We start from the raw sequence: 24,815 nt of genomic DNA, 5'->3' as shown, positions 1-24,815 counted from the left end.
TATTAAAAATTTAGATTAACTCCCAGGGTAAATTGTTCCTGGATAGGAGTAACTCCCCTTTGGTATCCTGTAATTAGCGGATTATTAAGATCACGTAAAGCCTCTGGGTTAAGTCCTGTATAATCATCTGAAGTAAGATAGATTAGGTTTTGTCCCAGGGCGTAAATTCTTAAATTATCTATCCCAAGATTTTCAACCAGGGATTTTGGGAAATTATAGCCCAGGCTAACTTCTCTAAGGGAAATATAGGAAGCATCCTGCACGGTATAATCGGTTTCTAAAAATGGAACACCGGTCCTTTCTTTTGGTTTAGAAGCGGGGAAATTAGGGTTAAACCATTGTCCTTCTACAAACTCTCTTTGGTTTCTCGCAATTTCCAGGTAATAAGCAAGTCCATACACTACATCTGCTCCTTGAGAGCCCTGGAATGTAAGATTTAAATCGAAGTTTTTATATTTAAAGAAATTGGTGAAGCCCCAGGTATAATCTGGAAAAGGGTCACCAATTACAGTTCGATCATTCGCATTAATAATACCATCATCATTAATATCCACCCGTCTTAAACCACCAGGCCTATCTACAGACCCACTGGGGTTATTGTCTATTTCTTCCTGATTTTGCCATACTCCATTGGTCTTATATCCGTAAAACTGAATGTAGGGATCTCCCACTCTGGTAATGTACTGGTCGCTTCTTTCTCCGTTTGAAATTACACGTTCAGAACCTCCAAAAGAAATTAATTTGTTGCTGTTGAAGGAAATATTCGCATTTCCCTGCCAGGAAAAATCTTGATTTTCGATATTGGTGGAAAGTGTAAATTCCAAACCTTCATTTAAAACTTTTCCAATATTGTTAAAGTATTCATCGAAACCGGTAGTATATGAAACGGGTTGTCTTAGAATTAGGTCTTCCGAAATTTTATAATAGTAATCGGCTACCAAACTAAGTTTGTTGTCAAAAAAGCCTAATTCTATACCCGTGTCATATTCTATGGTTGTTTCCCAACCTATGCCGCGATTGCCTAAAAAAGAACCGGTATCACCCAAGCCTGTTTGCAAGCTGTTCCCTAAAGAGTAATTAGCTTCAAACAATAGGTTTCTGGCGGGATAATTCTCTAATCTTATATTATTGCTACCCGATTTTCCTACACTTGTTCTTATCTTAAACCGGTTGATAAAACCTACGTTGTTTTTCCAAAAATTTTCCCTGGAAACATTCCAACCGGCAGATGCCGATGGAAAAAAACCATATTTATTGTCTGGGCCAAATTTTGAATAACCATCCATACGTCCTACAAGCGATAAAAGGTATTTTCCTTTATAATCGTAATTTACACGACCAAGGAAAGATGCCAAAGAATTTTCATACTTCCTGGTATAAGTTTCTTCCAAATTAATTATTGAAGCACCATTAAGCGTCGTTACATTTTCTACGGGATAGCCAAAACCTTCAATATTGGTGTATTTATATTGCTGATTTTCATAAGTGATCCCCGCCAGGGCGTTTATACCGTGCCCATTAAACTCATTTTCGTAATTTAAGGTGTTTTCAAAAATATACTTTAACCTTACCCGGTTGTCTTCTACACCAGTATTTTGATTCTTTTTATCCCCCAGTTTCCCTTCAAACTCTTCCCGGGTCCTATAATGAAAATATATCCCTGAAGAAGTCCTAAAACTAAGATGATCACTAATATCCCAGTCTAAATAACCATTGGCAAAGAACCTGTAATTATATTCAAATCGTTTGGTCTCAAGTTGAGAGGAAATAGGATTATAATTGGAAGAACCCCACAAATTACTCATATTTCCTGTGTTTTGGGGATTTCCTTCCGAATCTACAAAATCAAAATTGAGGTTTCTATATTGAGGATTGTGGGAATAAGAGCCAATTGGCTCTCCCGTGAGTTCTGAAGTGTAGGCATTATGATATACAGGAATCCAGGTTTCATAACGATAGGTGTCCTGAAAATTAATGGCCGGTCTTCTTTTTCTTTCGTAAGAAGGTCTTAAATTGAGACTAAGATCCACGTCTTTGTTAAGCTTAACCTTAAGCTTGGTTTGTAAATTTATTCTTTCAAGATAATTGTCTTTTAAGAGCCCTTCATCGTGAATATACTGACCGGAGGTATAATAAGTAGTTTTTGAATTACCTCCCGAAATATTAAGTTGATAGCTTTTTATAAGCGCTGGATTTCTTAAGGCTTCATCCTGCCAATTAGTGGCTCCACCGGTATTGTCTGCAATAGTTCTTTTACCTATGTCTTTATAGCCATAATCCACAATTTCAGGATCACGTCTTTCCTGCTGAGCGTTAAAATTTTCTACAAGTTGGTCTCTCTCCCTATCTAAGTCTGAATATTCATAAACGTCCAGTATATCTGCCTGTTTATAAGCTTGCTTAAAACCAGAGTATGTTTTAAACTCATATTTGGTCTCACCGGGTTTTCCATTTTTGGTAGTAATTAAAATAACACCATTTGCACCCCTGGAGCCGTAAATTGCCGTGGAGCTAGCATCCTTAAGAACCTCTATGGATTCTATAGTGCTTGGGTTTATAAATTGTAAACCATCGTCAAATGGAAATCCATCTACAACTACTAAAGGTGAAGAGCTTAAGCTTATGGAACCAGATCCACGAATAGTAATATCGGGTGATTCTCCAACATCTCCAGATGTATTTTGAATTCTTACCCCAGCAATTTTACCTTTTATGGCATTACTTACGTTGGAGTAAGGCAGTTCTTCCAGGTTCTCATTCTCCAATTTTGAGACCGAACCGGTTAAGCTCGATTTCTTTTGGGTACCATAACCAATCACGACAACTTCATCCATGATATTGGAATCTTCCATTGATACTTCCAGGGTCTTTTGCGCATCAATACCTATATTGACCGTCTTTTTTCCTATATAAGAAAAAGATAAAGTGTCACCTTTTTTAACCATAATTTCAAAATTGCCGTCAAAATCGGTAACTGCGCCAATTCCTTCTCCAACTTTAGAAATGTTTACACTAGGTAGTGGCATATTATCTTCTTCAGAAATAACACTTCCTCTAAGCGTGTATTCATTTTGAGCAAAACAGGGGAGCTGAATGAAAAGAATTAGAATAAAAAAGAATACTTTTTTTAAGTACATAGTAAGGTTATTTGATCAACTTTAGTAGTGCATTCCGATTTTATAATTAGGCTATAACGATTTCGAAAAACACCTTTAACTTAAGTTTTTGTTAATTTATGGTAAACGTAATCAAAACTTTATGAAAACAAATTCGTAATTGGGTGCTTAATCGTACAACATCTTGTATAACAGGTTATTGTGCGTTAATATTTTAGAATTTTTCAATATTTAAAGGTGAGTGTTTTTGGAATTATGCTAAGATTAAGGCTAATTTTTCAACATATTTTTACATTATCTAATTGAAATTTTGACCTATAATATGTAATTAACTTTATTGAGCTATACATTTAGCTACCATTAATAATTTGGGAATGTAGCCGTGGTTTCCCTTGTATCATTCTCTTTATATTATTGTGAAAAATGGTTTGTTTTGACTGTGATCGATTCAACCTGAATGAATATTCATCCAGGTACCTTTTGACATGTTGTTTTGAAATAGGCGCATGAACTGTCCTCAACCAAGATTTTATCTTGTGAATGATAATATGAAGTTCCTTGAATTTTTTTCTTTATTACTAGGACCTGCTCAATATTATACCTTTTCTTTAATGGGCTGTAACCCCCGCCATTTGTCGGTAATTACTTTTGCTTCCTCAGATATATGCTGTTCGAACAATGGAGTAAATGACTTGGCGGAATAATCGTTAATTACCTTGGCGTAGACACGTTTGACCTTGCGTTCTTCATTAAGCTCTACTGTTATTATTACCTTGGTTTTAGGGGTATTGTAGCTTCTACCAGGGGCATTTTCTTCTTGCCCGCCTATGATAAACTCATCGACATGAACTAAACCTTTCAAATCAAAGGATATTTTTTGCTGCTTTCCATTGCCGAGCGCACTTTGTGCATAAAATACCAGGCTGTGCCCTGGCGGATACCATAACGTTCGCCCATTTGGATACTTGAGAGGCTTTTGCTAGTTGTACTCATCTCAAAAACGATACAAAAGGCTTTTCGTATCTAGCATATAGTTGTCTGTCTCATTTATTAATTATAGTTTTCTTATTTGTAGGGTGATTTCCATGCCAAGGACAACCGTGATTTTTTGTAAGGACTCCAAGGTAGGGTTCGCTTGTGCGGTCTCAATCTTATATGGCGTGTTGATTCCGATATCAGCCATATCGGCTAATTGTTGCTGAGTACTGCGTATCTTATCCCGGCGTTGCTGAATCAACTGACTGCTCCTATAGACTTATTAATAATTCTTTCAATCCACACTTTGATGTGGAAATCTCTGAATTTTAATAGTTCACGATAAAAATTACACTAAAAAGCACATTGTATTGTGATTTTTTTAGAATCTTTTAATAGCCTAATTTCTCCTTCGATGAGTAACAATCTAATTTATAATTTTCAATTACTAGTGATGCGTTGATTTTCTTAAAATACATATAAATAACTGATATTTAAATACTTATCTCGTTCTTTGATTTTTTTGATTTGAATTGATACGTAGCTCTGCCTTTTTTAAAAGCAAGCTATGAATACAGGTAAATATATTTTCGCTCAACTTTTGCAGTTTATCAACGGCTATGAGTTTGAAAAGTGCGTTATCAAATACAATGGAGACCATGGAACAGGGAGTTTAATTGTTGGAACCAATTTATTCAATTATTCTTTGGTCAGTTAACAGCCCGAAACTCTTTACGTGATATCTGCACTTGCCTGAAAGCCCATCAAAACAAACTGCACCATCTCGGAATCAGAAAGCGAGTGAATCAATCAAGTATATCACGAGCCAATAAGCGCAGGGATTGGAAAATATTTGCAAACTTCGGTCAATATTTAATAGAGCAAGTCCGGCCAATGTACGCTGATTTTCCAATTCCCGATTTCGACCTTAAAAATGAGGTGTTTGCATTAGATTCAACAACAATATCCTTGAGCGTAAAACTTTTTAGCTGGGCTCCAGGAAAATATTCTCGAGGTGCTATAAAAATGCACACTTTATTGGATCTAAGAGGCAGTATTCCCTCTTTTGTAATGATTACCGATGGTAAATATCACAATAGCAATATATTGGATGTATTAGTTCCTGTAACGGGAGCAATATATCTTATGGATAAAGCTTATATAGATTTTGCAGCATTATATACATGAAATGGGTGCCTTTTTCGTTTCCAGGGCCAAGACTACGATGGATTATACCGTTATTGAACATAATTACAACATCGATCTTAGATTTGGCTTGAAAAGCGATAAAACGATTTTTTTAGCCGGCTATAAATCAAGTAAACTCTATCCAGACCCACTACGGCTGGTTGAATATTACGATGATCAAAACGATATCCTGCTTACTTTTGTGTCCAACTATCATGAAGTATCAGCTTTAGAGATAGCCAAACTTTACCGTAACAGATGGCAAATAGAGACTTTATTCAAATGGATAAAACAGAATTTAACCATAAAAAAATTATTGGGACAGTCTGAAAATGCAGTCAATATCCACATCTGGGTTGCTATATGTACGTATCTTATTGTGGCGCATGTCAAAATGAAATGAAGAGCAACCTCTCAATTTATGAAATCATACAAATATTAGGGATCTCAGTATTCGATAAAACGCCTATAATTGAGATTTTAACCGAATATCAAAAAAATCAAAATGACAAAGAACAACTGGACTTATTTAAACTCTCTAATGCAGCTTTCTTTTCTTAAATAAAAATGTGATTCGTAGATGAAAGATTAGGTGATGTTACTATTGCAATCATTGATGTCCGATAAAAATATAACTAATTAGCATGTTCTCTTTTATTGCAAAGCCCAAAAGCGATTTCATAATTATCCACCTTGCTATTAGAAATCTTTACGAAAAAGAGTTAATTGAAGAATATCACTTATGAAAAAAGCTGGATTCTCAGTTAGTTAGAGTTTAGTCTTTTCTCTTTTTTCTTGCAGCGAAGCGATCTTGTTTCTTTACCGGACAATAGTGGATTGCAATTCAAAGAATTTGAATATGATAAACCTAAGTCTTTACAGTTTATTATTTATAGCTACCAATTAAAGAATGTGAAAGGATATCAATTCTCTAAACTTTATTCTTTCTCATTGGCTGCCATCCTAGTTCTTAAAGTATTCATATCTTCACTCAACTTATCGTCTAATATTTTTGCATAGTGTTGGGTTGTTCTTAATGATCGGTGTCCTAGCATCTTACTAACGCTTTCAATGGGTACTCCGTTGGAAAGGGTAACAGTGGTGGCAAAGGTATGTCGTGCCATATGAAAGGTTAGATTCTTTTTAATCTTACAAACATCGGCGATTTCCTTTAAGTAACTATTGGTTCTTTGATTTGAAACTATAGGCAGCAAGGTGCCTTTTGGATTTTCAAAATCTTTATACTTCTGGATGATCTCTTCCGGAATTTTTAAAAGCGGAATGCTGCTAAGCGTTTTTGTTTTGGTTCTCTTAACCTTTATCCATTGTCGGCCATCAATACCAATTGTGATATCATTGGAAGTGAGCTTGGAAACATCTGAATAAGACAAACCGGTGTAGCAGGAGAAAAGAAAAATATCTCTTACCTGTTCCACCCTGGAGATTGAGAATTGCTTTTCCATAATTTTAATAATTTCTTCTTTAGTCAGAAACTCACGATCAATTACCTGACGTTTAAGCTTGAAATTATAAAAGGGGTCTTTTTCCAACCAACCATTAGCAACAGCTACCCGAACAATTTTTTTAAGATAAGCTAGATATTTTAAGGCTGAATTGTGGGAGAGATTTACTTCGGTTTTGAGGTAATATATAAAACTATTGATAAGCCTGGTGTCAATGTCTTTAACGTGGTAGTCCTCAGTTTTATAATTTTTTAAAATAAAATTGGTTAAGTGTTTCTTGGAAGTTTTATAACGTTGAAGTGTTCTAAAAGAATAATCTTTGCCTACCAGTTTTTTCATCCTTAGGTTATGCTCTTCAAACATTTCCAGAATCCCTTTTTTAGAATCGTCATTACCTATAAAAATATCTTTTAATAGAGAAGCTGAAATCGCTTCTCCAGAATTCTGAAGTTTTTGATAGATCTCGTATAAACGATTTTTTATAATTTCAAGTTGTCTATTTAATTGTCTGGCTTCCGCTGAAGCACCATTCATTTTGTTAGCCTTAGCATTCCATTTCGAGAGTGGCACTTTTCTCATTGTACTAGCCTCTGCACGTTTTCCTTTATAGGTTATTCTTAGATAAACCGTGGCGTGAGTAAGGTTTTTATTCTTACTTTTTCTTACATAAAATAAAATTGATAGTAGATTCTGCATCCTTTTAGCTTTTAAATTTAATTAAATATAGCACAAAAAGTTGAAAGAAAATATTTGTAAAAACTTATTTAACAGTGATTTACGTGGATTCGGGTGCACCTTTTTTAATTTCTCAAGTGTCACCGAATTAGACACTTTTTATCCCAGATTATTTGATATTATATGATATGGTAAGAAATGAAAAACCCCGTAAACAGTGAAGTTTACGGGGTTTTGCTATAATTTGGTATGTTAAAAGTACTCGAGGTGGGAATCGAACCCACACGACCTAAGTCACTGGATTTTGAATCCAGCGCGTCTACCAATTCCGCCACTCGAGCAAGTGGATGGCAAAAGTATAAAAAAAAATGCACCTCCAAATGTTTTTTCGTGTTTTTTAAAAATTAAGAAAGTGTTGTTTGTCTAAGGAGTCTTATGGTAAAACCTTTAAAAGTCGAAACAGCTTAAGAATTGGTGCGAAGTGGGTATTATATGTGATCTTATCAATTTTTATGTTTGTTAAGTTTATTTTTCAGCGAAATAAAATAAGCGGTTGGCTTAGAAACGAACCTTAGATAAGCAGGCTAGTGTTATGTTAGGTCTATTATGACGCTTAAGCTGCCGTTATTTTTTTTCAGGTTAAGGCTATAAGTTATTGAATTGCCTTAGCTACGGAATCATTTTTTAACGCAAAACTGAAAAAAAGAACAAGGTTTGGGGTGGCTAAAGTAGGCTTAACATAACACTATAAATAAATTAATTTTTAAATTTGCAGCACAACAAACAACATCATTCACTAAAACAGCACAACATGCCCAACGTAATGCCCGAGGCCAAGATTTTTTCCTGTACCCAGAGTACTCAATTAGCAGAAAAGATTGCCGCCGCTTACGGCACAAAACTAGGAAAAGTAATTACTTCAACTTACAGTGATGGCGAGTTTCAGCCTTCTTTTGAAGAATCGGTTCGTGGTTCCCGCGTTTTTATCATTGGTTCTACGCATCCCGGTTCAGACCACTTAATGGAAATGCTACTTATGCTAGATGCAGCCAAAAGAGCTTCAGCGAGACATATTACAGCGGTATTGCCTTATTTTGGATGGGCAAGACAGGATAGAAAAGATAAACCCCGGGTACCAATCGCTGCAAAAATGGTAGCCAGTATCCTGGAAACTGCCGGGGCAACCCGAATAATTACCATGGATCTGCACGCCGATCAAATTCAGGGATTCTTTGAAAAACCGGTGGATCACCTTTTCGCTTCTACAATTTTTCTTCCGCATCTAAGAAAATTAGGCTTGGATAACCTTACTATAGCTTCACCAGATATGGGTGGCTCTAAAAGAGCTTATGCCTACTCTAAAGCCCTGGAAAGTGATGTGGTGATTTGCTATAAACAACGTGCTAAAGCCAACGTAATTTCCCATATGGCATTGATAGGAAATGTAGAAGGTAAAAACGTGGTGCTGGTAGATGATATGGTAGATACCGCTGGAACTTTAACCAAAGCAGCAGACCTTATGATGGAGCGGGGCGCAAAAAGCGTACGTGCTATTTGTACTCACCCTGTACTATCTGGAGAAGCTTATGAGCGGGTTGAAAAATCTAAACTTCAGGAGTTAATTGTTACAGATTCCATTCCTTTAAAACAAGAGAGCCGAAAAATAAAAGTTGTAGGATGCGCCGAGCTTTTTGCCGATGTTATGACCAGGGTTCATAATAATAAATCTATTAGTTCTAAATTTATTATGTAATGGTGGAGGTTTTTCTAACCGAAAACTTAACTGGTCTTGTAAATTATTTTGAATGAGTGTTTTATAGCAAGGAAAAAAGCACTACTTTTGCAGCCTAAAATTTTTAAACAATGAAATCACTTACGATCAACGGATCTAAAAGAGAAAGCGTAGGAAAGAAAGCCACAAAGGCCCTGCGTAATGCTGGACAGGTTCCTTGCGTATTATACGGGGGAGATGCCAAGCCAATGCACTTTGCAACAGACGAAATTTCGTTTAATAACCTGGTTTACACCCCAGATGTGCACACCGTAAATCTTGAATTTGAAGACGGCGATAAATTTAGCGCTATTCTTCAGGACATTCAATTTCACCCGGTGACCGATGCTATTTTGCACGTAGATTTCTATGAAATTGGCGATAAGAAACCAATCACTATGGAAATTCCAATTCATACCGAAGGAGTTCCTAAAGGAGTTAAAAATGGTGGGGTTTTACGTTATAACTTGCGACGTCTGCGCGTAAGAGGATTGCCTAAGGAATTGCCAGATTATATCACTGCTGAAGTAACTAACCTTAAAATTGGCCAGAAACTTTATGTGACTGCCGTAGCAGATGATAGTTACGAAATTCAACATCCAGAGAATACAGTAATTTGCCAGGTGATTACTTCACGTAATATTGTTGAACTTGAAGAAGATGAAGACGAAGTACCGGCAGATGAAGTACCATCTACTGAAACAGATGATGTAGCAGCAGTAAAAGAAGGAGAGGATAACTAGATATTTTCACTTTTTATAATATAAAAAGCATCTCATTTTTGGGGTGCTTTTTTATTTAGAGCGGAATCTAATTGAATTTGTAATTTATTTTAGCATAACCGAAAGATTTTAAAAATACGGCTGTAAAAAGCTTTTTCTGAATAGAAGGGAATTGAGTGGTATAGGCTAATTTTGCTGTTGTTTATTTTGGCCGAAATACAATAAGGTTACGATAGTTGTAATAAGCTGTCATCCCGACGTAGGAGGAATCTCTTTTCTGTAAGCTACAACTATCTTGAGCCTTTCGACGTCGCTAAGAAAAGGCTAAAGTATAAAGGTTTTTAAATGAGGAACCAAGGTTTTATCAGCTTAGAACTAAATTTGAGCTTTTATAGTTAGAAATTAGATTTCAAAAACATCTATTTTCAATAAGCTGCGTATGGTATTTTTCCTTAATGGTGTAACTATATTGCTAAAGGAACAGGAATAATTCTTTTGTCGGACAAAATTGATGGATATTTTAATAATTTTATCTTTACCAAAACAAATGCTATGCTATCTTTCTTCGGAAGAATACTAAGTAAGAAAAAGCCTCAGAAAGAAGAACAAGATCCTATGAAGAAATTTTTAATTGTAGGGCTGGGAAATCCTGGGCCTAAATATGAAAATACCCGCCATAATATTGGTTTTAGAATTCTCGATTATCTGGCCCAAAAAGAGGAGGTAAGTTTTACAACTCAAAAATTAGGAGATGTTGCTCAATTTAAATTTAAGGGCAGGACCTTTATCCTGCTAAAACCTTCCACATATATGAATTTAAGTGGAAAAGCGGTAAATTATTGGCTTCAGAAAGAAAAAATAGCCTTAGAAAATTTATTGATCGTAACCGATGATCTAAATTTGGCTTTTGGCACCATTCGTCTTAAAACCAAGGGCAGCGATGGAGGGCATAATGGTTTGAAAGATATTCAGCATACGTTAAATACTTCTAAATACAATCGGTTTAGGTTTGGGATTAGTAATGAATTTTCCAAAGGCCAACAAATAGATTATGTGCTGGGAGAATGGGGGGAAGAAGAGAAAAAGGAAATGACAGAGCGTTTAGGGAAATCGGCAGAATTGATAAAATCTTTTGGAACTGCCGGGGTCTCCAATACAATGAATTCATTTAACGGAAAATAACTGGCTTTGAAGATACATAAAGGAGCAAATGCTTTTAACGTAGAAAAACAAACCGCGGTTACCATTGGTACTTTCGATGGGGTCCACGCCGGGCATCAAAAAATTTTACAGCGTTTGGTAGATGCAGCCAGGGTAGAAAAACTCGATTCAGTGCTTTTTACGTTTTTTCCGCATCCCAGGATGGTACTACAAAAGGAAAGTGGCTTAAGATTGATAAACACCATAGAAGAACGCACCGCGATCCTGGAACAAACGGGGATAGACCATCTGGTTGTGCATCCTTTTACCCGCCAGTTTTCAAGATTGACCGCACGGGAGTTTGTGCGTGATATTTTGGTGCAACAACTTAAAGCAAAAAAAGTAATTATAGGTTATGACCATCGCTTTGGCCGAAACCGCACTGCCAATATCGATACTTTAAAAGAGTTTGGCGAAGAATATGGTTTTGAGGTAGAAGAAATTACCAAAGAAGAAATAGATGAGGTGGCTGTAAGTTCTACAAAAATAAGGAACGCTTTATTAGCCGGAGAGGTAGAAAAAGCCAACGCTTATCTTAAAACGCCGTTTAGCCTTAAAGGCAAAGTGGTAAAAGGTCGCGGACTTGGGAAAGAGTTTAACTATCCTACCGCCAATTTAAGTATAGATGAGGATTATAAACTCGTTCCAAAAAATGGGGTTTATGTGGTGCGATCTCAAATTAAGGGAGAAAATTATTTTGGGATGATGAGTATAGGTACAAATCCCACGGTGGGCGGGGAATCACAAACTATAGAAACGTATTTCTTTAATCTCGATAAAGATCTTTACGGCAAAGACCTTAGAATAGAAATGTTGATACGCATAAGGAACGAAAAGAAATTTGATTCCATAGAAGCTTTAAAAACTGCCATGCGCCAGGATGAAGCCTTCTCCAGGCAATACATTAAAGATAATTATGCTCAATAAATGGCTTTTTAAACAGGTAGATAACTCGGCCTTAATCGTTTTTCGTATTATTTTTGGGCTGCTTATTTTTCTGGAAGCAGTAGGAGCGATTTTTACCGGTTGGATACGAAGGGTGTTTATCGAGCCGCAATTTAATTTTCATTTTATTGGTTTAGATTTTTTACAACCCTTGCCGGGTAATGGGATGCTCTATTACTACGGAATAATGGGCTTGTTTGGAATCTTTGTAATGCTGGGTTTTAAATATCGCTTCAGCATATTTTGCTACACGATTATGTGGGCATCGGTTTACCTGATGCAAAAATCTTCCTATAACAATCATTACTATTTATTGATGTTGCTATGTGGCATTATGTTCTTTCTGCCGGCGCATCGTTACTTATCTTTAGATAGTTATAAGAAACCAGATTTTCAAAGAATTGCTATGCCGCGCTGGGTCTGGATCTTGATTGTAGGACAAATGTGGATTGTTTACACTTATGCTGCAGTAGCCAAACTTTATCCCGGTTGGTTAGATGGTACGCTGCCGGCAATGCTTATGCGCGGCAAAGCAGACTATTGGCTTATTGGAGAATTTCTTCAGAAAGATTGGATAAGATATGCAATCACCTACACGGGCATCCTTTTTGATTTGTTTATTATTCCTGCTTTGCTTTGGAAAAGAACAAGATTACCCGCTTTTTTAATCGCTATTTTCTTCCATATTTTTAATAGTATAGTTTTTCAAATAGGGATTTTTCCTTATTTGTCCCTGGCTTTTTGTCTGTTCTTTTTTTCTTCAGAAAAAATAAACCATCTTTTTCTTCGGAAGAAAAAACCGCATTACAATGGGGCAGAGGTGATGGTGCCTTCTTATAGTAAAGCCTTAATTGCAATACTTTCAGTTTGGTTTGTAATTCAAATCGCTTTGCCGCTTAGACATTGGTTTTTTAAAGATAACGTGTTGTGGACGGAAGAAGGCCATCGCCTAAGCTGGCGTATGATGCTGCGTTCCCGTTCTGGAAGCACTACTTTTAAGGTGGTGGAAAAAGGAACAACCGACACCATAAATGTTGATAAAAACAGATACCTGAGTAAAAAACAAATTAGATCTGTTGGCGCTAAACCCGATATGATGTGGCAATTTGCCCAAATTCTAAAGAAAGAATATGCAAAAGAAGGAAAAGAGGTGCAGGTATTTGTAGATTCTAAAATAAGCATCAATGGGCAACCTTATCAACCTTTTATTGATCCTAAAGTTGATCTCGCAGCCGAAAAATGGAATCATTTTAAACACCACGACTGGATTTTGCCTTCTAAATTGGAGTAGTAAATTTCTTTAGTTTTAGTACCTTTGCCGGTTAAAATAATTATCGGAATAACCCTCGATTATCGAGTAAAAGAAAGCTATGTTACAGGTAAACCACATAAGAGAAAATAAAGAAGCCTACATTGACCAATTAAAAAAGCGGAATTTTGAGGCTAAAGATATACTGGATGAGGTATTGCAATTAGATGATGATCGCCGTGCTACCCAAGTGAAATTAGATGAGGTTTTAGCTGAATCGAACAGGCTTTCCAAACAAATTGGGATGATGTTTAAAAATGGGGAACATCAAAAAGCTAATTTGATCAAAGAGAAAACGGGAACTTTGAAAGAAGACTCTAAAGAACTTTCAGAGAAACTTGGTGGTATCGTGGCCAAACTTGAGGAATTGCTTTATACTATCCCCAATGTACCACACCCATCGGTGCCTGCCGGAGCTTCCGAAGATGATAATGAAGAAATATTTAAGGCCGGGGATGTGCCAAGCCTGGTAGAAGGTGCTTTGCCGCACTGGGAACTGGCTAAAAAATATGATATTATAGATTTTGAACTTGGAAATAAAGTAACCGGTGCCGGTTTTCCGGTTTACAAAGGAAAAGGGGCAAGGTTGCAACGCGCTTTAATTACCTATTTTTTAGATAAAGCGGTTGAGGCCGGTTATACCGAATATCAATTACCGCTAATGGTTAATGAGGCTTCCGGGTTGGGTACGGGACAGTTGCCAGATAAGGAAGGACAAATGTACCACATCACTGCAGACGATCTTTATATGATCCCAACGGCCGAGGTGCCAATGACCAATATGTATCGCGACCGACTTCTCACCGATAAGAATTTTCCTATCGCCTGTACCGGTTATACACCTTGTTTTAGAAGGGAAGCGGGCTCTTATGGCGCACACGTACGTGGGTTAAACCGTTTGCACCAATTTGATAAAGTGGAGTTGGTGCGTATTGAAAAACCCGAAAACTCTTATGATGCGCTAGACGGGATGGTTGCTCATATAAAGGATATTCTTTCAGATCTAAAATTACCTTATAGGATTTTAAGGCTTTGTGGCGGAGATCTTGGTTTTACCGCTGCCTTAACTTTCGATTTTGAGGTTTTCTCTACCGCGCAGGATCGCTGGTTGGAAATAAGTTCGGTTTCCAATTTTGAAACTTTCCAGGCCAATAGGCTTAAACTTCGTTATAAAAATAAAGAAGGTAAGAAAGAATTGGTGCATACCTTAAACGGAAGTGCCCTGGCTTTACCAAGGGTTTTAGCAGGAATTTTAGAAAACTATCAAACCGAAAAAGGCATAAAAATCCCCGATGTATTGGTGCCTTATACAGGATTTGATTATATAGATTAGTTTCTGAAAAATGGGAATGTTACGTGACAGAAATTAGCTTGGAAGTCTAAATAATGGATGCCACAAATGCACGAATATTCTTTATGTGTATTGAGTTTGCGGTTTTTTATTTTAAATATCCCTTATTCAAGCGCCCGGTCTATCATTGGCCACTAAGACACGAAATCACAAAGATACACCAGACTATTTTTCGTGTTTCTTTGTGTCCTGGAGTCTTTGTGGCGTATTTTAATTTTAGTCGAAGCTTTTAAAAAGATTAATAGAATCCCTCTATACGATTGATTTTACAGTAATAGATTAATTGGTAAGTAAGCTGAATTTACATTGGGTGCGTCCAGCCTTGATAAGCCATCATTATAGTATGATATATAGCTTTTCCAATAACATATATTGAGAAAACAAGACCTATGATTTCTAAAGCATTTAAAGATTTTATTTTTTTTAACAAAATTGAGTTGATTTAATTTATTAAAATCGATTAGTTCAAATATTCAAAAATAAATCACAGCTACAAAAATCAGTTTGTTAAAACTTTTGGGAGAGTATGACGTATTATAAATAAAAAGACCTCACAGATTTGGAAACCTGTGAGGTCTGCTATATAAAAGGGATTTCTGTTTATATAGAAGTCTTAATATTAATACCTATAATATTCCGGTTTGTAAGGTCCTTCTACTTCCACGCCAATATATTTGGCTTGATAATCCTTAAGTTCGGTTAACTCTACACCAATTCTTTCTAAATGTAGTTTTGCCACTTTCTCATCTAAGTGTTTTGGTAGCATATAAACTTCATTCTTGTATTGGTCTGTATTTTTCCAAAGTTCAATTTGTGCCAAAGTTTGGTTGGTAAATGAGTTACTCATCACAAAGCTTGGGTGGCCGGTGGCGCAACCAAGGTTTACCAGGCGCCCTTCAGCTAAAAGGATAATATCTTTTCCGTTTATGGTATATTTATCTACCTGAGGTTTGATCTCGTCTTTTGTGTCGCCATGATTTTCGTTCAGCCAGGCTACATCAATTTCATTATCGAAATGACCAATATTACACACAATAGTTTTGTCTTTCATCGCCTCAAAATGCTCACCTCGAACAATGTCTTTGTTTCCGGTGGTGGTGATCACAATATCGGCTTTTGGAAGAACTGTTTCCAGTTTCTTTACTTCAAACCCGTCCATTGCAGCTTGCAGCGCACAAATTGGGTCAATTTCAGTTACAGTTACAATCGCTCCTGTTCCTTTAAAAGATTGTGCGGTCCCTTTACCAACATCACCATAACCACAAACAACAACGCGTTTTCCGGCCAGCATCACATCGGTGGCGCGGCGAATGGCATCTACCGCACTTTCGCGACAGCCGTATTTATTATCGAATTTAGACTTGGTCACCGAGTCGTTTACATTAATCGCCGGCATTACCAAAGTGCCGTTCTTCATCCTTTCGTAAAGCCTGTGAACCCCGGTCGTGGTCTCTTCTGAAAGTCCGCGGATTCCTTCTGCCAACTCGGGAAATTCATCAAACACCATATTGGTAAGATCGCCACCATCATCTAGAATCATATTCAGCGGCTTGCGTTCTTCTCCAAAAAACAAGGTTTGTTCAATACACCAGTTAAATTCCTCTTCGGTCATTCCTTTCCAGGCGTAAACGGGAATTCCGGCAGCGGCAATTGCAGCGGCAGCGTGATCTTGAGTAGAGAAAATATTACAGGAGCTCCAGGTAACCTCGGCCCCCAGGGCTACTAAAGTTTCAATAAGTACAGCAGTTTGCACGGTCATATGCAGGCAACCGGCAATCCTGGCGCCTTTTAAAGGTTGTTCGTTTTTATATTCTTCGCGAAGTGCCATTAGCCCCGGCATTTCGGGCTCGGCAAGATCAATTTCCTTTCTTCCCCAGTCAGCCAGGGAAATATCCTTAACTTTATAAGCGGTATACGGCACTGTTTTAGTTGACATATTATTATATTTGAATATTAGCAATTTTTTGTCCAGCAAAAATAAGGAATCTATAACAAATCTTTATGCCACTTTACAAAACAATAACAGTAAAACCCAATACTAAAGTCTTCATTTGGAAGGTAGAAGAGTCCTTTGAAGATTTAAGTGAAGGAATTAAGTTAAGCGATCATTGTGAAAAACGGGTTAGCGGAATGAAATCTGAAATTCATCGCCGCGGTTTTATGAGTATTCGGCACTTAATGGCCGAAGCGGGATACGTAGATGAAGATCTTTACTATGACGAGTTGGGAAAACCACATTTAAAAGATGGGAAAAAAATCTCGATCACCCATTCTTATCAGTTTACCGCTATTATAGTGAGCGATGAAAAAGTGGGGATAGACATAGAAAAACGCCGTGATAAAATCTTAAGGATCGCCAATAAATTCACCCCGTTGAGGGAATATCATACCCTGGCCAATGAAGATGCGATTATTAGAAAACTCACTATTGTTTGGGGCGCCAAAGAGTCTATTTATAAAATGTATGCCGAACCCGGGCTGGGTTTTTTGCAGCATATAAATGTGACCGATTTTAATTTTGAAGATGCCAAAACCACGGCAAAAGTCAATTTTAAGAATAAAGATTCTTTTTATAAAATCAGGTTTTTGGAATTTGAAGATTTTACCTGCGTGTATGCCTGCGCAGATGCTGAAAAATCTAAGAATTAATGCGGAAGTTTTATCCTGAAATGCTGCTGGCAGCCGAAAATGAAGAAAAACTGCTTGCCATTTTAATAGACCCCGATAAATTTATTGAAGCTGAAGCAGCAGTTTATATTCAAAAATTACCCGAAGAAACCACGCATATTTTTGTAGGTGGCAGCACTGTTGAAAAATCTAAAACCGAAAAAACGGTAAAAGCGATAAAAGCCGAAACCGATTTGCCAATTATCTTGTTTCCGGGAGATTATTCGCAAATCACCGAAACAGCCGATGCGCTTTTGTTCTTAAGCTTAATCTCAGGAAGAAATCCGGAATATTTAATCGGACAGCAAGTGAAAGCAGTGGAGAAGTTAAAAAACAGCAACCTGGAGATAATTCCTACTGCTTATATTTTAATTGACGGCGGAAAAGAATGTGCGGTACAGCGGGTAAGTGGCACAAAGCCTATTTCGCAAACAGCAATTAATACCATTGTAAATACCGCGCTTGCTGGTCAGTTTTCAGGGAAAAAACTTATTTATCTGGAAGCGGGAAGTGGAGCCGAATTTCCGGTTTCTAAAGAGATTATTTCCGAAGTAAAAAAAGCAATTGATATTCCGTTAATCGTGGGAGGAGGAATTCGAGGTTTAGAGCAACAAAAAAAGGCTTATAATGCCGGTGCTGACCTTGTAGTGATGGGGAATGTTTTTGAAGATTTATAAGCAGTTTTTTTAAGTTCTCGCCACGAATTTTGAACAAAGAATAAAGAACAAAGAATCAAGAGAAAAGACTTAACGCTAACTGCTGTAAAGTTGATTAACGTGATCTTCGTTCAATTCTAAATTTTTAGCCCCGAATAATTGCTGCCATATTTTCTATTTAATAAGCGCAAATCTTTAAATTTGGCAATTGCTGGTTCTTTTCTTCAGAAATTAAAACCCGGGCAGAAGATGATTTATAAAAAAACGCAATTAACCAATAATGATATGAGAATTTCAGTAGAACTAACTTTGAGTCCGTTGCAGGATGATTATGAGCCAAAAATCATAGATTTTATTAAAAAATTGAGGTCTTCTGGATTGACGGTGAAGGAAAACGCTTTAAGTACACAGGTTTACGGCGAGTATGATAAAGTTATGGAGGTGCTAAATACCGAAATTAAGGATGCCTTTGAAGCGATAGATACCGGACTCATCCATTTAAAAATTGTAAAATCTGACCGAAGTAATTATGCAGCCGATTTTTGATTTTTTCTTCGATCAATATTACGGGTATCCTACATTATTTATTATACTGGAGATTATCGCGGTTGTTTTTGGTTTTCTCTCTGTAATTTACTCTAAGCAAAATAATATCCTGGTGTATCCCACCGGGATTATAAGCACTGCTATCTTTGTCTATTTGCTTTGGCAGTGGGAGCTGTTGGGAGATATGATGATAAATGCTTATTATTTCTCCATGAGTATTTACGGTTGGTATGTGTGGACTCGAAAAGTAGATGAAGACCATTATACCCCAATTACCAACACCACAAAAAAAGAGAACTGGCAGAGTTTGTTTATTTTTATTGCGACCCTGGTTTTTGTTTATTTGGTGTACGAATATTTTGAAAAATGGGACAACTGGACGGCTTATGTGGATGCTGTCACCACTGCGGTATTCTTTGTGGGAATGTGGCAAATGGCACTTAAAAAGGTAGAAAACTGGATTTTCTGGATTGTGGGTGATGTTATTTCAGTGCCACTCTATTTTTATAAAGGCCTAACCTTAACTTCCATTCAATATTTTGCATTTACTATAATCGCTATTTACGGCTACCGAGCATGGCAAAGAAACTTACGCAACGACCTTCGTCCCTCCTTAAAGTAGTACTTTTTGGTCCCGAATCTACCGGAAAAACGAGCCTGGCAAAGATGCTGGCTAAGCATTATGATACCCACTGGGTGCCGGAATATATGCGGGACTACCTGCAGGAGAAATGGGATAATGAACAGAAAATATGTGAGCCAAAAGATATAATCCCCATCGCCCTGGGGCAAATGGAAAGGGAAAACCGGCTCTCGCAATCTGCCAACCGTCTGCTCATTAACGATACCGATCTTTTAGAGTTAAAAGTTTATTCAGAAGCTTATTACGACAATTATTGTGACCCCCGGCTTCTTAAACATGCGTTAAACAACCGGTATGATTTGTACTTTTTAACGTATATTGACGTGCCCTGGACGCCAGATGATCTTAGGGATAAACCCAATGACCGCATTGGGATGTTCCAAAAGTTTGAAGCCGCTTTAGAAATCCACCAAAAACCTTATGTAATATTAAAAGGAGGGTTGGAAGAGCGTTTTAGAACAGCGGTAAAGAAAATTGATGAACTTTTAAAAAGAAAATAGACGTGGAATTTAGTGAAGTAGATATCTTACAAATTGAAGAAAAAGGTTTAACCACAAAAGAGGTGGAAAGACAACTGCAAATTTTTAAAAGGGGAAATATAAAAGTAGATATTCAGGAAGCAGCCACCGTAGGCAATGGAATATTTGCTTATGATGAGAAAACAAAACATGCTTTTATTGAAAAGTTTGAGGCTGAAAAAGATAAGTTGGAAGTGCTTAAATTTGTACCGGCTTCCGGGGCGGCAACCAGGATGTTTAAAGCTTTACATAATTTTGCTACAGATTTTAATCCGGAGAAAGAAAGCCTTCGGGATTATTTAGATAAGGTAAACGATAAGAGTTTACAGCTTTTTTTTGAAAAAATGGAGAATCTTCCTTTCTATAAAAAAGCAAAACAGCAAGTCGAAATAAACGACGCAGATTTTTCTAATAAATCAACAAATGAGCAAAAACTTCAGCTGGTAAAAACTATGCTCTATGAAGATGGTTTAAACTTAAGTAACCTGCCAAAAGGCCTGGTACCATTTCACGCTTACCCAAATTATACAGCTACAGCTTTTGAAGAGCATTTGCATAGTGCCGCGAAGTTTATTGCTATAAAAGGACTTGCTAAACTGCATTTTACGGTTGCAGAAAAAGATAAAGAAAAGTTTGAAGCAGAATTTCAAGCTATAAAAAAAAGAGTAGAGAAAGATACCGAGACCCGTTTTGAGATTACCTATTCTTTTCAGGACCCAAAGACAGATACCATTGCTGCTACCAAAGAAAATAACGCTTTTAGGGATGAAGAAAACAAATTGTTTTTTAGGCCCGGTGGTCACGGCGCACTTATCGAGAATCTGAACCAACAAAAGGCCGATCTTATTTTTGTTAAAAACATCGATAATGTTGTAGTATCAGATGTAAGGTCCAAAATGGTAGAGATGAAAAAGATGTTGGGAGGGAAGCTGTTAGCGCTTCAGTCGCAAATTTTTAATTATTTAGAAAAACTGGACTCCAATACTGTTTCTGAACCTGAATTAGACGAGATAGCTAAATATCTGGAAGAAGAACTTTTTGTAAGCGGACTTTCTGAATTTACTAATTTTAATAAAACCGATAAAATTAAGCTGCTGCATGAAAAATTAAACCGTCCTTTAAGAGTGTGTGGGATGGTGAAAAACGAAGGTGAAGCTGGTGGCGGGCCATTTTTAGTAAAAGATGATAAGGGAGAAATATCACTGCAAATTATTGAAGGCGCTCAAATAGATAAAGAAAACGAGAAGCAATTGCAGCTGTTAAATAATTCTACACATTTTAACCCGGTAGATATCGTTTGTGGTACCAAAGACTATAAAGGAGATCACTTTCAATTAGATGATTTTGTAAACGAAAAAATGAGCTTTATAGCCAATAAAACTAAAGATGGTAAAGCTTTAAAAGCTTTGGAGCGACCCGGGTTATGGAATGGAGGAATGGCTTACTGGAATACAGTATTTATAGAAGTGCCGGTAGAGACCTTTAATCCCGTAAAAACAGTAGCCGATCTTTTAAAACCATCCCACCAGGTGGATAAATAGGGAATATGTTTTTTGGGAAGTAATTAGGAAAGAAGTAAAATGAAACACGGTTGGATAGGAATCAAATGATGAACAATGCTATTTTGACTGACTACTACCTGAATTTTAGCCACTAATAAGTTTGAATGCGAAATTAAATTTTGTCTATAATTGACCGATAACGAGATTTAAAAAAAATCTACGCAGTGATCGCTAAGCCACTTGCGAAGAAAGCAAAGAGCTAAAAATGTGAGGTTTAATGCTTTGCGGTTCCCCGCCTGCTTACTAATTTAAAAATTTGACGGTTTGCAGGTTTGCATTTTCTTTGTGCCCGAACTTAAAAACAGCATGACATTTGAATGAAGCACAGATAAGACGGGAATTGAGTTTTAAGGCCGTTCGTAGTTCGGGTGCCGGTGGGCAGCACGTGAATAAAACGGCTTCAAAAGTAGAACTGCATTTTAAAATAGATGCTTCCGAAGGACTTTCAGAAGAAGAGAAAAATCGGCTTCAGGAAAAACTAAAGAGTCGCTTAACCAAAGAACAGGAATTGATTCTACAAACTGAAGAAAGTAGGAGTCAGCATAAAAATAAAGAGCTGGTAGTTGCTAAATTTTTTCAGCTTCTTAAAGATAATTTGCGAAAACCAAAGCGACGTAAAAAAACCAAACCTTCTAAAGCTGCAAAATTAAAAAGGTTAAAAGCTAAAAAACAACAAGCCGAAAAAAAGGCGAGGAGAAATAATCCTTTAAAATAAGCGGGGCATATTTCTACACTTCTGTGGAAATACGCCTCTAATCCTGAAGATTTATAAGCTTAAATATTTAACTTGAAATTAGTAGTGCTCTTATTTTCAGATTTTTGTAAAATTAAATATTATATGGTATAATTTTCTCTTTGGCAGTAGTAACTAAATTAGGTTTAAGACAGCAGCTCAAGGTTCTGTTGTATAATTTAGATTTTCGGAGAGAAAGAGGCTTTAGGGCCTCTTTTTTTGTTCTTAAATTTAAATATGCAGCTTAATTCCACATAAGCGTTTCTTAAAAAAAACCTATTTCTACATAATTATTTCATAAAAAGAAATATTGAAATTATTAATCTGCTAATAAAGAAGGGGTTAGGTTTTAATTTTTGCTTTGGTACAATTATTCCATATACAAGAGAAACCAAGTAATACTAACTTAAATTATATATTATGAAACGATTAGGAATAACTTTAGTAGCTGCAGCCGGAATGTTTTTGTTTAGTCAAAATGTACAGGCGCAGGTTGAGGAAATTGAGGAAATGGAATCAACTGAAGAAATCAGCCAGGAGCAGGAATATAAAGAAGTAGATGTGTTGGCCCTGCCGCAAGCAGTTAAAGACGCAGTAATGACCGATATGACTGGTGCTACTACCGAGAAAGCCTGGGTGAAAGAAGAAGAAGGAACCACAACCTATAAGCTAAGCCTCGTTGTAGAAGGTGAGAAGAAAGAAGCCTTTATCGATGAAGAAGGCAATTGGATTGAAGAAGAAAAATAATTTGTTTACCGCTAACTAACCAATAAATTTCCGCCATCCTTTCTTTGCCCTATCAAAAAAACCTGGCGGAAATTTTTCTATTTAGTCGGAATTTAAGAGAAACCAACTCCTTCGGCAACAAGTGAAAATAGGTGTTTTACAATTTAATATTGTATATTTAGAAAAGAATAGTTTAAAGCTCAGGCTTTTATTCAACTAACACTACGAAGAACTATTCTTTTTTGTGTAGATAGATTTTGTGAGGAACCTCACCTATAAACTCATTTGAAAATGGATACCACCCAATGACATCATAATAGATTTTTTAGATAATGTCATTGTAAGAGACCTTTAACGAGGTCTCTTTTTTTATTTAAATTTTTAAAGCACATGCGGTTTAGTCGTAAACTTGGCGTCGATGAGATTAATTGTTTTTTAGCGTGCGTTAATTGGTTTAGAGCATTCAGTAATTTTAATGAATAATCCAGATTAGATTGTTAAATTTGTAAAGCAAATTAAGCCACATAACTAACGAGAAGTGTTTTTTCTGTGGGTTAATCTCTTATCCCGGTTTCTCGGGATCATTTTTGAGAAAAATAAAAGTGATAGTTGAGTTTTGTTGCATTAGACCGATCAATAACCTGGATTAAATTAAAGCTTTATGATAAATATCCTTATAGTTGAAGATGATGTTCCTTTTGGGACAATGCTGAAGACATTTTTGAATAAACGAGACTATGAGGCTCAACTGGTTTTCTCGGGAGAGGAGGCTTTTAAGAAGCTTAAGCAGCATACTTTTAATCTCATTCTTACCGATGTAAGACTTCCAGATACCAGTGGTTTAGACATCCTAAAAGAGGTGAAAACTGATAATGCCGAAACCCAGGTAATCATCATGACCGGTTATGCCGAAATTAGTATGGCCGTGCAGGCGATGAAGATTGGCGCTTTCGATTATGTTTCCAAGCCCTTTAGACCGGAAGCAATTTTACAAACCATAGAGAATGCGCTTACCCATAACGAAATAAAGCCTGCCAAAACTCCTGAAACTGCAGCTCCTAAACCCAAAAAAGAAATAAAATCCAGTAATGAAAGTGCCGGTTATGTGAAAGGAGTTAGCGAAGCAGCCATCAAACTAAGTGATTATATAGATTTGGTGGCCCCTACCAATATGTCTGTGCTTATTATGGGCGAAAGCGGTACGGGAAAGGAACAGGTGGCAAAAAGTATTCATGAGAAAAGTAAACGTGCAGCTGCGCCCTTTGTGGCGGTAGATTGTGGCGCTATTCCCAAAGAATTGGCTTCCAGTGAGTTCTTTGGACATTTAAAAGGTTCTTTTACCGGTGCCATTAATGATAAAACCGGTCATTTTGAAGCCGCAAATGGAGGTACCCTTTTTCTTGACGAAATTGGGAATCTTAGCTACGAGCTGCAAGTGCAATTACTTAGGGCTTTGCAAGAACGAAAAATCAAGCCGGTGGGAAGCAATACCGAAATTCAGGTAGATATTCGCGTGATCACTGCGACTAACGAAGATCTTGCCCAGGCTGTTAGGGACGGGGAATTTAGGGAGGATCTTTATCACAGGTTAAATGAATTTTCGGTACAGGTGCCGTCTTTAAAAGAGCGAAAAGAGGATCTATTGCTTTTTGCTGAATATTTTCTGGAAGAAGCTAATGCTGAATTAGAAAAAAATGTGATTGGTTTTTCTGAAGAAGCTATCACCGCATTTAAAAACTATAACTGGCCCGGAAACCTTAGAGAGCTTAAAAACATGGTAAAGCGAGCGGTATTGTTAACCCAGGAGAATCTTATTCCGGTTAAAGTACTGCCGCACGAAATAGCTTCGGTAGATATAACTTCAAATCCTGAAACCGAGTACGGCCTCTTCAAAAACAAAAATGAAGAACAACTTATTATAGATGCCTTAGAAAAGGCCGGCGGAAACAAAAGTAAAGCTGCCAGGTTACTTTCTATAGATAGAAAAACACTTTATAATAAACTGAAGCAATACGGGATAAAATTGTAGATGGTAAGATGGGGTAAGAA

22 protein-coding genes, 1 tRNA gene and 1 pseudogene are annotated in these 24,815 nt (G+C 36.8%); 18 read left to right on the top strand and 6 right to left on the bottom strand.

Translation table 11 applies throughout. From position 1 onward, the window contains the following. Positions 1-2: 2 nt before the first annotated feature. The 3 genes and pseudogenes from BUA71_RS10160 to BUA71_RS10150 form a co-directional block, all read right to left on the bottom strand. Positions 3-3,137, bottom strand: a complete 3,135-nt coding sequence (locus BUA71_RS10160; protein WP_072879360.1) for a SusC/RagA family TonB-linked outer membrane protein — start codon at positions 3,135-3,137, stop codon at positions 3-5. 329 nt (positions 3,138-3,466) lie between these two features. Next, positions 3,467-4,139: pseudogene (locus BUA71_RS17820) on the bottom strand (IS1595 family transposase); the annotation flags it as partial. A 31-nt stretch (positions 4,140-4,170) separates the two neighbouring features. Continuing rightward, positions 4,171-4,353, bottom strand: a complete 183-nt coding sequence (locus BUA71_RS10150) for a helix-turn-helix domain-containing protein (RefSeq protein WP_072879357.1) — start codon at positions 4,351-4,353, stop codon at positions 4,171-4,173. Positions 4,354-4,659: 306 nt separating this feature from the next. On the opposite strand from BUA71_RS10150, the gene BUA71_RS17925 reads away from it, so the two are divergent. The 3 genes from BUA71_RS17925 to BUA71_RS17915 all read left to right on the top strand — a co-directional run bounded on the left by BUA71_RS17925 (position 4,660) and on the right by BUA71_RS17915 (position 5,682). After that, a complete protein-coding gene (locus BUA71_RS17925) occupies positions 4,660-4,809 on the top strand; it encodes a DUF4372 domain-containing protein (RefSeq protein WP_394333532.1) in 150 nt (49 codons plus the stop codon). A gap of 176 nt (positions 4,810-4,985) precedes the next feature. Then, positions 4,986-5,279 carry a transposase gene (locus BUA71_RS17920; RefSeq protein ID WP_262506761.1) on the top strand — a complete coding sequence of 98 codons (294 nt, stop codon included), beginning with the start codon at positions 4,986-4,988 and terminating at the stop codon, positions 5,277-5,279. Between the two features lies 1 nt (position 5,280). Continuing rightward, positions 5,281-5,682, top strand: a complete 402-nt coding sequence (locus BUA71_RS17915; protein ID WP_262506755.1) for a transposase — start codon at positions 5,281-5,283, stop codon at positions 5,680-5,682. Between the two features lie 535 nt (positions 5,683-6,217). Here the strand turns inward: BUA71_RS17915 and BUA71_RS10140 are convergent. Together BUA71_RS10140 and BUA71_RS10135 are read right to left on the bottom strand one after the other, a co-directional pair. Then, positions 6,218-7,438 (bottom strand): site-specific integrase, encoded by a 1,221-nt coding sequence (locus BUA71_RS10140; protein WP_072879356.1) that lies wholly within the window; start codon positions 7,436-7,438, stop codon positions 6,218-6,220. 238 nt (positions 7,439-7,676) lie between these two features. After that, positions 7,677-7,758: transfer RNA gene (locus BUA71_RS10135), tRNA-Leu, on the bottom strand. A 470-nt stretch (positions 7,759-8,228) separates the two neighbouring features. Here BUA71_RS10135 and BUA71_RS10130 point away from each other — a divergent pair. From BUA71_RS10130 to serS, 6 genes are all read left to right on the top strand, one after another. Further along, positions 8,229-9,170: a ribose-phosphate pyrophosphokinase gene (locus BUA71_RS10130; RefSeq protein WP_072879355.1), complete on the top strand. Its 942-nt coding sequence runs from the start codon at positions 8,229-8,231 to the stop codon at positions 9,168-9,170. Between the two features lie 110 nt (positions 9,171-9,280). Then, on the top strand, positions 9,281-9,931 hold the full coding sequence (locus BUA71_RS10125; protein ID WP_072879354.1) for a 50S ribosomal protein L25/general stress protein Ctc: 651 nt from the start codon (positions 9,281-9,283) through the stop codon (positions 9,929-9,931). A 531-nt stretch (positions 9,932-10,462) separates the two neighbouring features. Next, a complete protein-coding gene (gene pth / locus BUA71_RS10120; protein WP_072879353.1) occupies positions 10,463-11,092 on the top strand; it encodes an aminoacyl-tRNA hydrolase in 630 nt (209 codons plus the stop codon). A gap of 6 nt (positions 11,093-11,098) precedes the next feature. Beyond that, complete coding sequence (locus tag BUA71_RS10115) at positions 11,099-12,037, top strand: bifunctional riboflavin kinase/FAD synthetase (protein ID WP_072879351.1); 939 nt, start codon at positions 11,099-11,101, stop codon at positions 12,035-12,037. Continuing rightward, the gene (locus BUA71_RS10110) at positions 12,027-13,346 is read left to right on the top strand and encodes an HTTM domain-containing protein (RefSeq protein WP_072879586.1); all 1,320 of its coding nucleotides are present in this window, start codon (positions 12,027-12,029) and stop codon (positions 13,344-13,346) included. Before BUA71_RS10115 ends, BUA71_RS10110 begins: the two co-directional genes overlap by 11 nt. Before the next feature lie 79 nt (positions 13,347-13,425). Then, positions 13,426-14,697 (top strand): serine--tRNA ligase, encoded by a 1,272-nt coding sequence (gene serS, locus BUA71_RS10105; RefSeq protein WP_072879349.1) that lies wholly within the window; start codon positions 13,426-13,428, stop codon positions 14,695-14,697. Positions 14,698-15,334: 637 nt separating this feature from the next. Here serS and ahcY read toward each other — a convergent pair. Beyond that, the gene (gene ahcY / locus BUA71_RS10100; RefSeq protein WP_072879347.1) at positions 15,335-16,651 is read right to left on the bottom strand and encodes an adenosylhomocysteinase; all 1,317 of its coding nucleotides are present in this window, start codon (positions 16,649-16,651) and stop codon (positions 15,335-15,337) included. A gap of 65 nt (positions 16,652-16,716) precedes the next feature. Between ahcY and BUA71_RS10095 the strand changes: the two genes are divergently transcribed. From BUA71_RS10095 to BUA71_RS10055, 9 genes are all read left to right on the top strand, one after another. After that, positions 16,717-17,364, top strand: a complete 648-nt coding sequence (locus BUA71_RS10095) for a 4'-phosphopantetheinyl transferase family protein (protein ID WP_072879345.1) — start codon at positions 16,717-16,719, stop codon at positions 17,362-17,364. After that, positions 17,364-18,059 carry a phosphoglycerol geranylgeranyltransferase gene (locus tag BUA71_RS10090; protein WP_072879343.1) on the top strand — a complete coding sequence of 232 codons (696 nt, stop codon included), beginning with the start codon at positions 17,364-17,366 and terminating at the stop codon, positions 18,057-18,059. Before BUA71_RS10095 ends, BUA71_RS10090 begins: the two co-directional genes overlap by 1 nt. A 264-nt stretch (positions 18,060-18,323) precedes the next feature. Continuing rightward, the gene (locus BUA71_RS10085; protein WP_072879584.1) at positions 18,324-18,584 is read left to right on the top strand and encodes a YkoF family thiamine/hydroxymethylpyrimidine-binding protein; all 261 of its coding nucleotides are present in this window, start codon (positions 18,324-18,326) and stop codon (positions 18,582-18,584) included. Continuing rightward, complete coding sequence (gene pnuC, locus BUA71_RS10080; protein WP_072879341.1) at positions 18,568-19,206, top strand: nicotinamide riboside transporter PnuC; 639 nt, start codon at positions 18,568-18,570, stop codon at positions 19,204-19,206. The genes BUA71_RS10085 and pnuC overlap by 17 nt, the downstream gene beginning before the upstream one ends. Next, complete coding sequence (locus BUA71_RS10075; protein WP_072879339.1) at positions 19,161-19,727, top strand: AAA family ATPase; 567 nt, start codon at positions 19,161-19,163, stop codon at positions 19,725-19,727. Before pnuC ends, BUA71_RS10075 begins: the two co-directional genes overlap by 46 nt. Before the next feature lie 2 nt (positions 19,728-19,729). Next, entirely contained in the window at positions 19,730-21,286 is a 1,557-nt protein-coding gene (locus tag BUA71_RS10070) for a DUF4301 family protein (protein WP_072879337.1), read from the top strand. 334 nt (positions 21,287-21,620) lie between these two features. Next, entirely contained in the window at positions 21,621-22,022 is a 402-nt protein-coding gene (arfB, locus tag BUA71_RS10065; RefSeq protein WP_072879334.1) for an alternative ribosome rescue aminoacyl-tRNA hydrolase ArfB, read from the top strand. A gap of 438 nt (positions 22,023-22,460) precedes the next feature. After that, positions 22,461-22,787, top strand: coding sequence for a hypothetical protein (locus BUA71_RS10060; protein ID WP_072879332.1), 327 nt, complete (start codon positions 22,461-22,463; stop codon positions 22,785-22,787). Between the two features lie 640 nt (positions 22,788-23,427). Beyond that, positions 23,428-24,795, top strand: coding sequence for a sigma-54-dependent transcriptional regulator (locus BUA71_RS10055; protein WP_072879330.1), 1,368 nt, complete (start codon positions 23,428-23,430; stop codon positions 24,793-24,795). The last annotated feature ends 20 nt before the right edge of the window (positions 24,796-24,815 follow it).

The sequence above is a fragment of the Salegentibacter echinorum genome, from assembly GCF_900129445.1.
GTDB lineage: Bacteria > Bacteroidota > Bacteroidia > Flavobacteriales > Flavobacteriaceae > Salegentibacter > Salegentibacter echinorum.
Note: the sequence above shows the minus strand (reverse complement) of the source record. Positions and strands in the feature narration are given on the sequence as shown.

What these genes read in the sequence shown, in the direction of transcription:
- BUA71_RS10160 (WP_072879360.1), bottom strand. Translation starts at nt 3,137, where the DNA reads ATGTACTTAAAAAAAGTATTCTTTTTTATTCTAATTCTTTTCATTCAG.
- BUA71_RS17925 (WP_394333532.1), top strand. Translation starts at nt 4,660, where the DNA reads ATGAATACAGGTAAATATATTTTCGCTCAACTTTTGCAGTTTATCAAC.
- BUA71_RS17920 (WP_262506761.1), top strand. Translation starts at nt 4,986, where the DNA reads ATGTACGCTGATTTTCCAATTCCCGATTTCGACCTTAAAAATGAGGTG.
- BUA71_RS17915 (WP_262506755.1), top strand. Translation starts at nt 5,281, where the DNA reads ATGGGTGCCTTTTTCGTTTCCAGGGCCAAGACTACGATGGATTATACC.
- BUA71_RS10140 (WP_072879356.1), bottom strand. Translation starts at nt 7,438, where the DNA reads ATGCAGAATCTACTATCAATTTTATTTTATGTAAGAAAAAGTAAGAAT.
- BUA71_RS10130 (WP_072879355.1), top strand. Translation starts at nt 8,229, where the DNA reads ATGCCCAACGTAATGCCCGAGGCCAAGATTTTTTCCTGTACCCAGAGT.
- BUA71_RS10125 (WP_072879354.1), top strand. Translation starts at nt 9,281, where the DNA reads ATGAAATCACTTACGATCAACGGATCTAAAAGAGAAAGCGTAGGAAAG.
- pth (WP_072879353.1), top strand. Translation starts at nt 10,463, where the DNA reads ATGCTATCTTTCTTCGGAAGAATACTAAGTAAGAAAAAGCCTCAGAAA.
- BUA71_RS10110 (WP_072879586.1), top strand. Translation starts at nt 12,027, where the DNA reads ATGCTCAATAAATGGCTTTTTAAACAGGTAGATAACTCGGCCTTAATC.
- serS (WP_072879349.1), top strand. Translation starts at nt 13,426, where the DNA reads ATGTTACAGGTAAACCACATAAGAGAAAATAAAGAAGCCTACATTGAC.
- ahcY (WP_072879347.1), bottom strand. Translation starts at nt 16,651, where the DNA reads ATGTCAACTAAAACAGTGCCGTATACCGCTTATAAAGTTAAGGATATT.
- BUA71_RS10095 (WP_072879345.1), top strand. Translation starts at nt 16,717, where the DNA reads ATGCCACTTTACAAAACAATAACAGTAAAACCCAATACTAAAGTCTTC.
- BUA71_RS10090 (WP_072879343.1), top strand. Translation starts at nt 17,364, where the DNA reads ATGCGGAAGTTTTATCCTGAAATGCTGCTGGCAGCCGAAAATGAAGAA.
- BUA71_RS10085 (WP_072879584.1), top strand. Translation starts at nt 18,324, where the DNA reads ATGAGAATTTCAGTAGAACTAACTTTGAGTCCGTTGCAGGATGATTAT.
- pnuC (WP_072879341.1), top strand. Translation starts at nt 18,568, where the DNA reads ATGCAGCCGATTTTTGATTTTTTCTTCGATCAATATTACGGGTATCCT.
- BUA71_RS10075 (WP_072879339.1), top strand. Translation starts at nt 19,161, where the DNA reads ATGGCAAAGAAACTTACGCAACGACCTTCGTCCCTCCTTAAAGTAGTA.
- BUA71_RS10060 (WP_072879332.1), top strand. Translation starts at nt 22,461, where the DNA reads ATGAAACGATTAGGAATAACTTTAGTAGCTGCAGCCGGAATGTTTTTG.
- BUA71_RS10055 (WP_072879330.1), top strand. Translation starts at nt 23,428, where the DNA reads ATGATAAATATCCTTATAGTTGAAGATGATGTTCCTTTTGGGACAATG.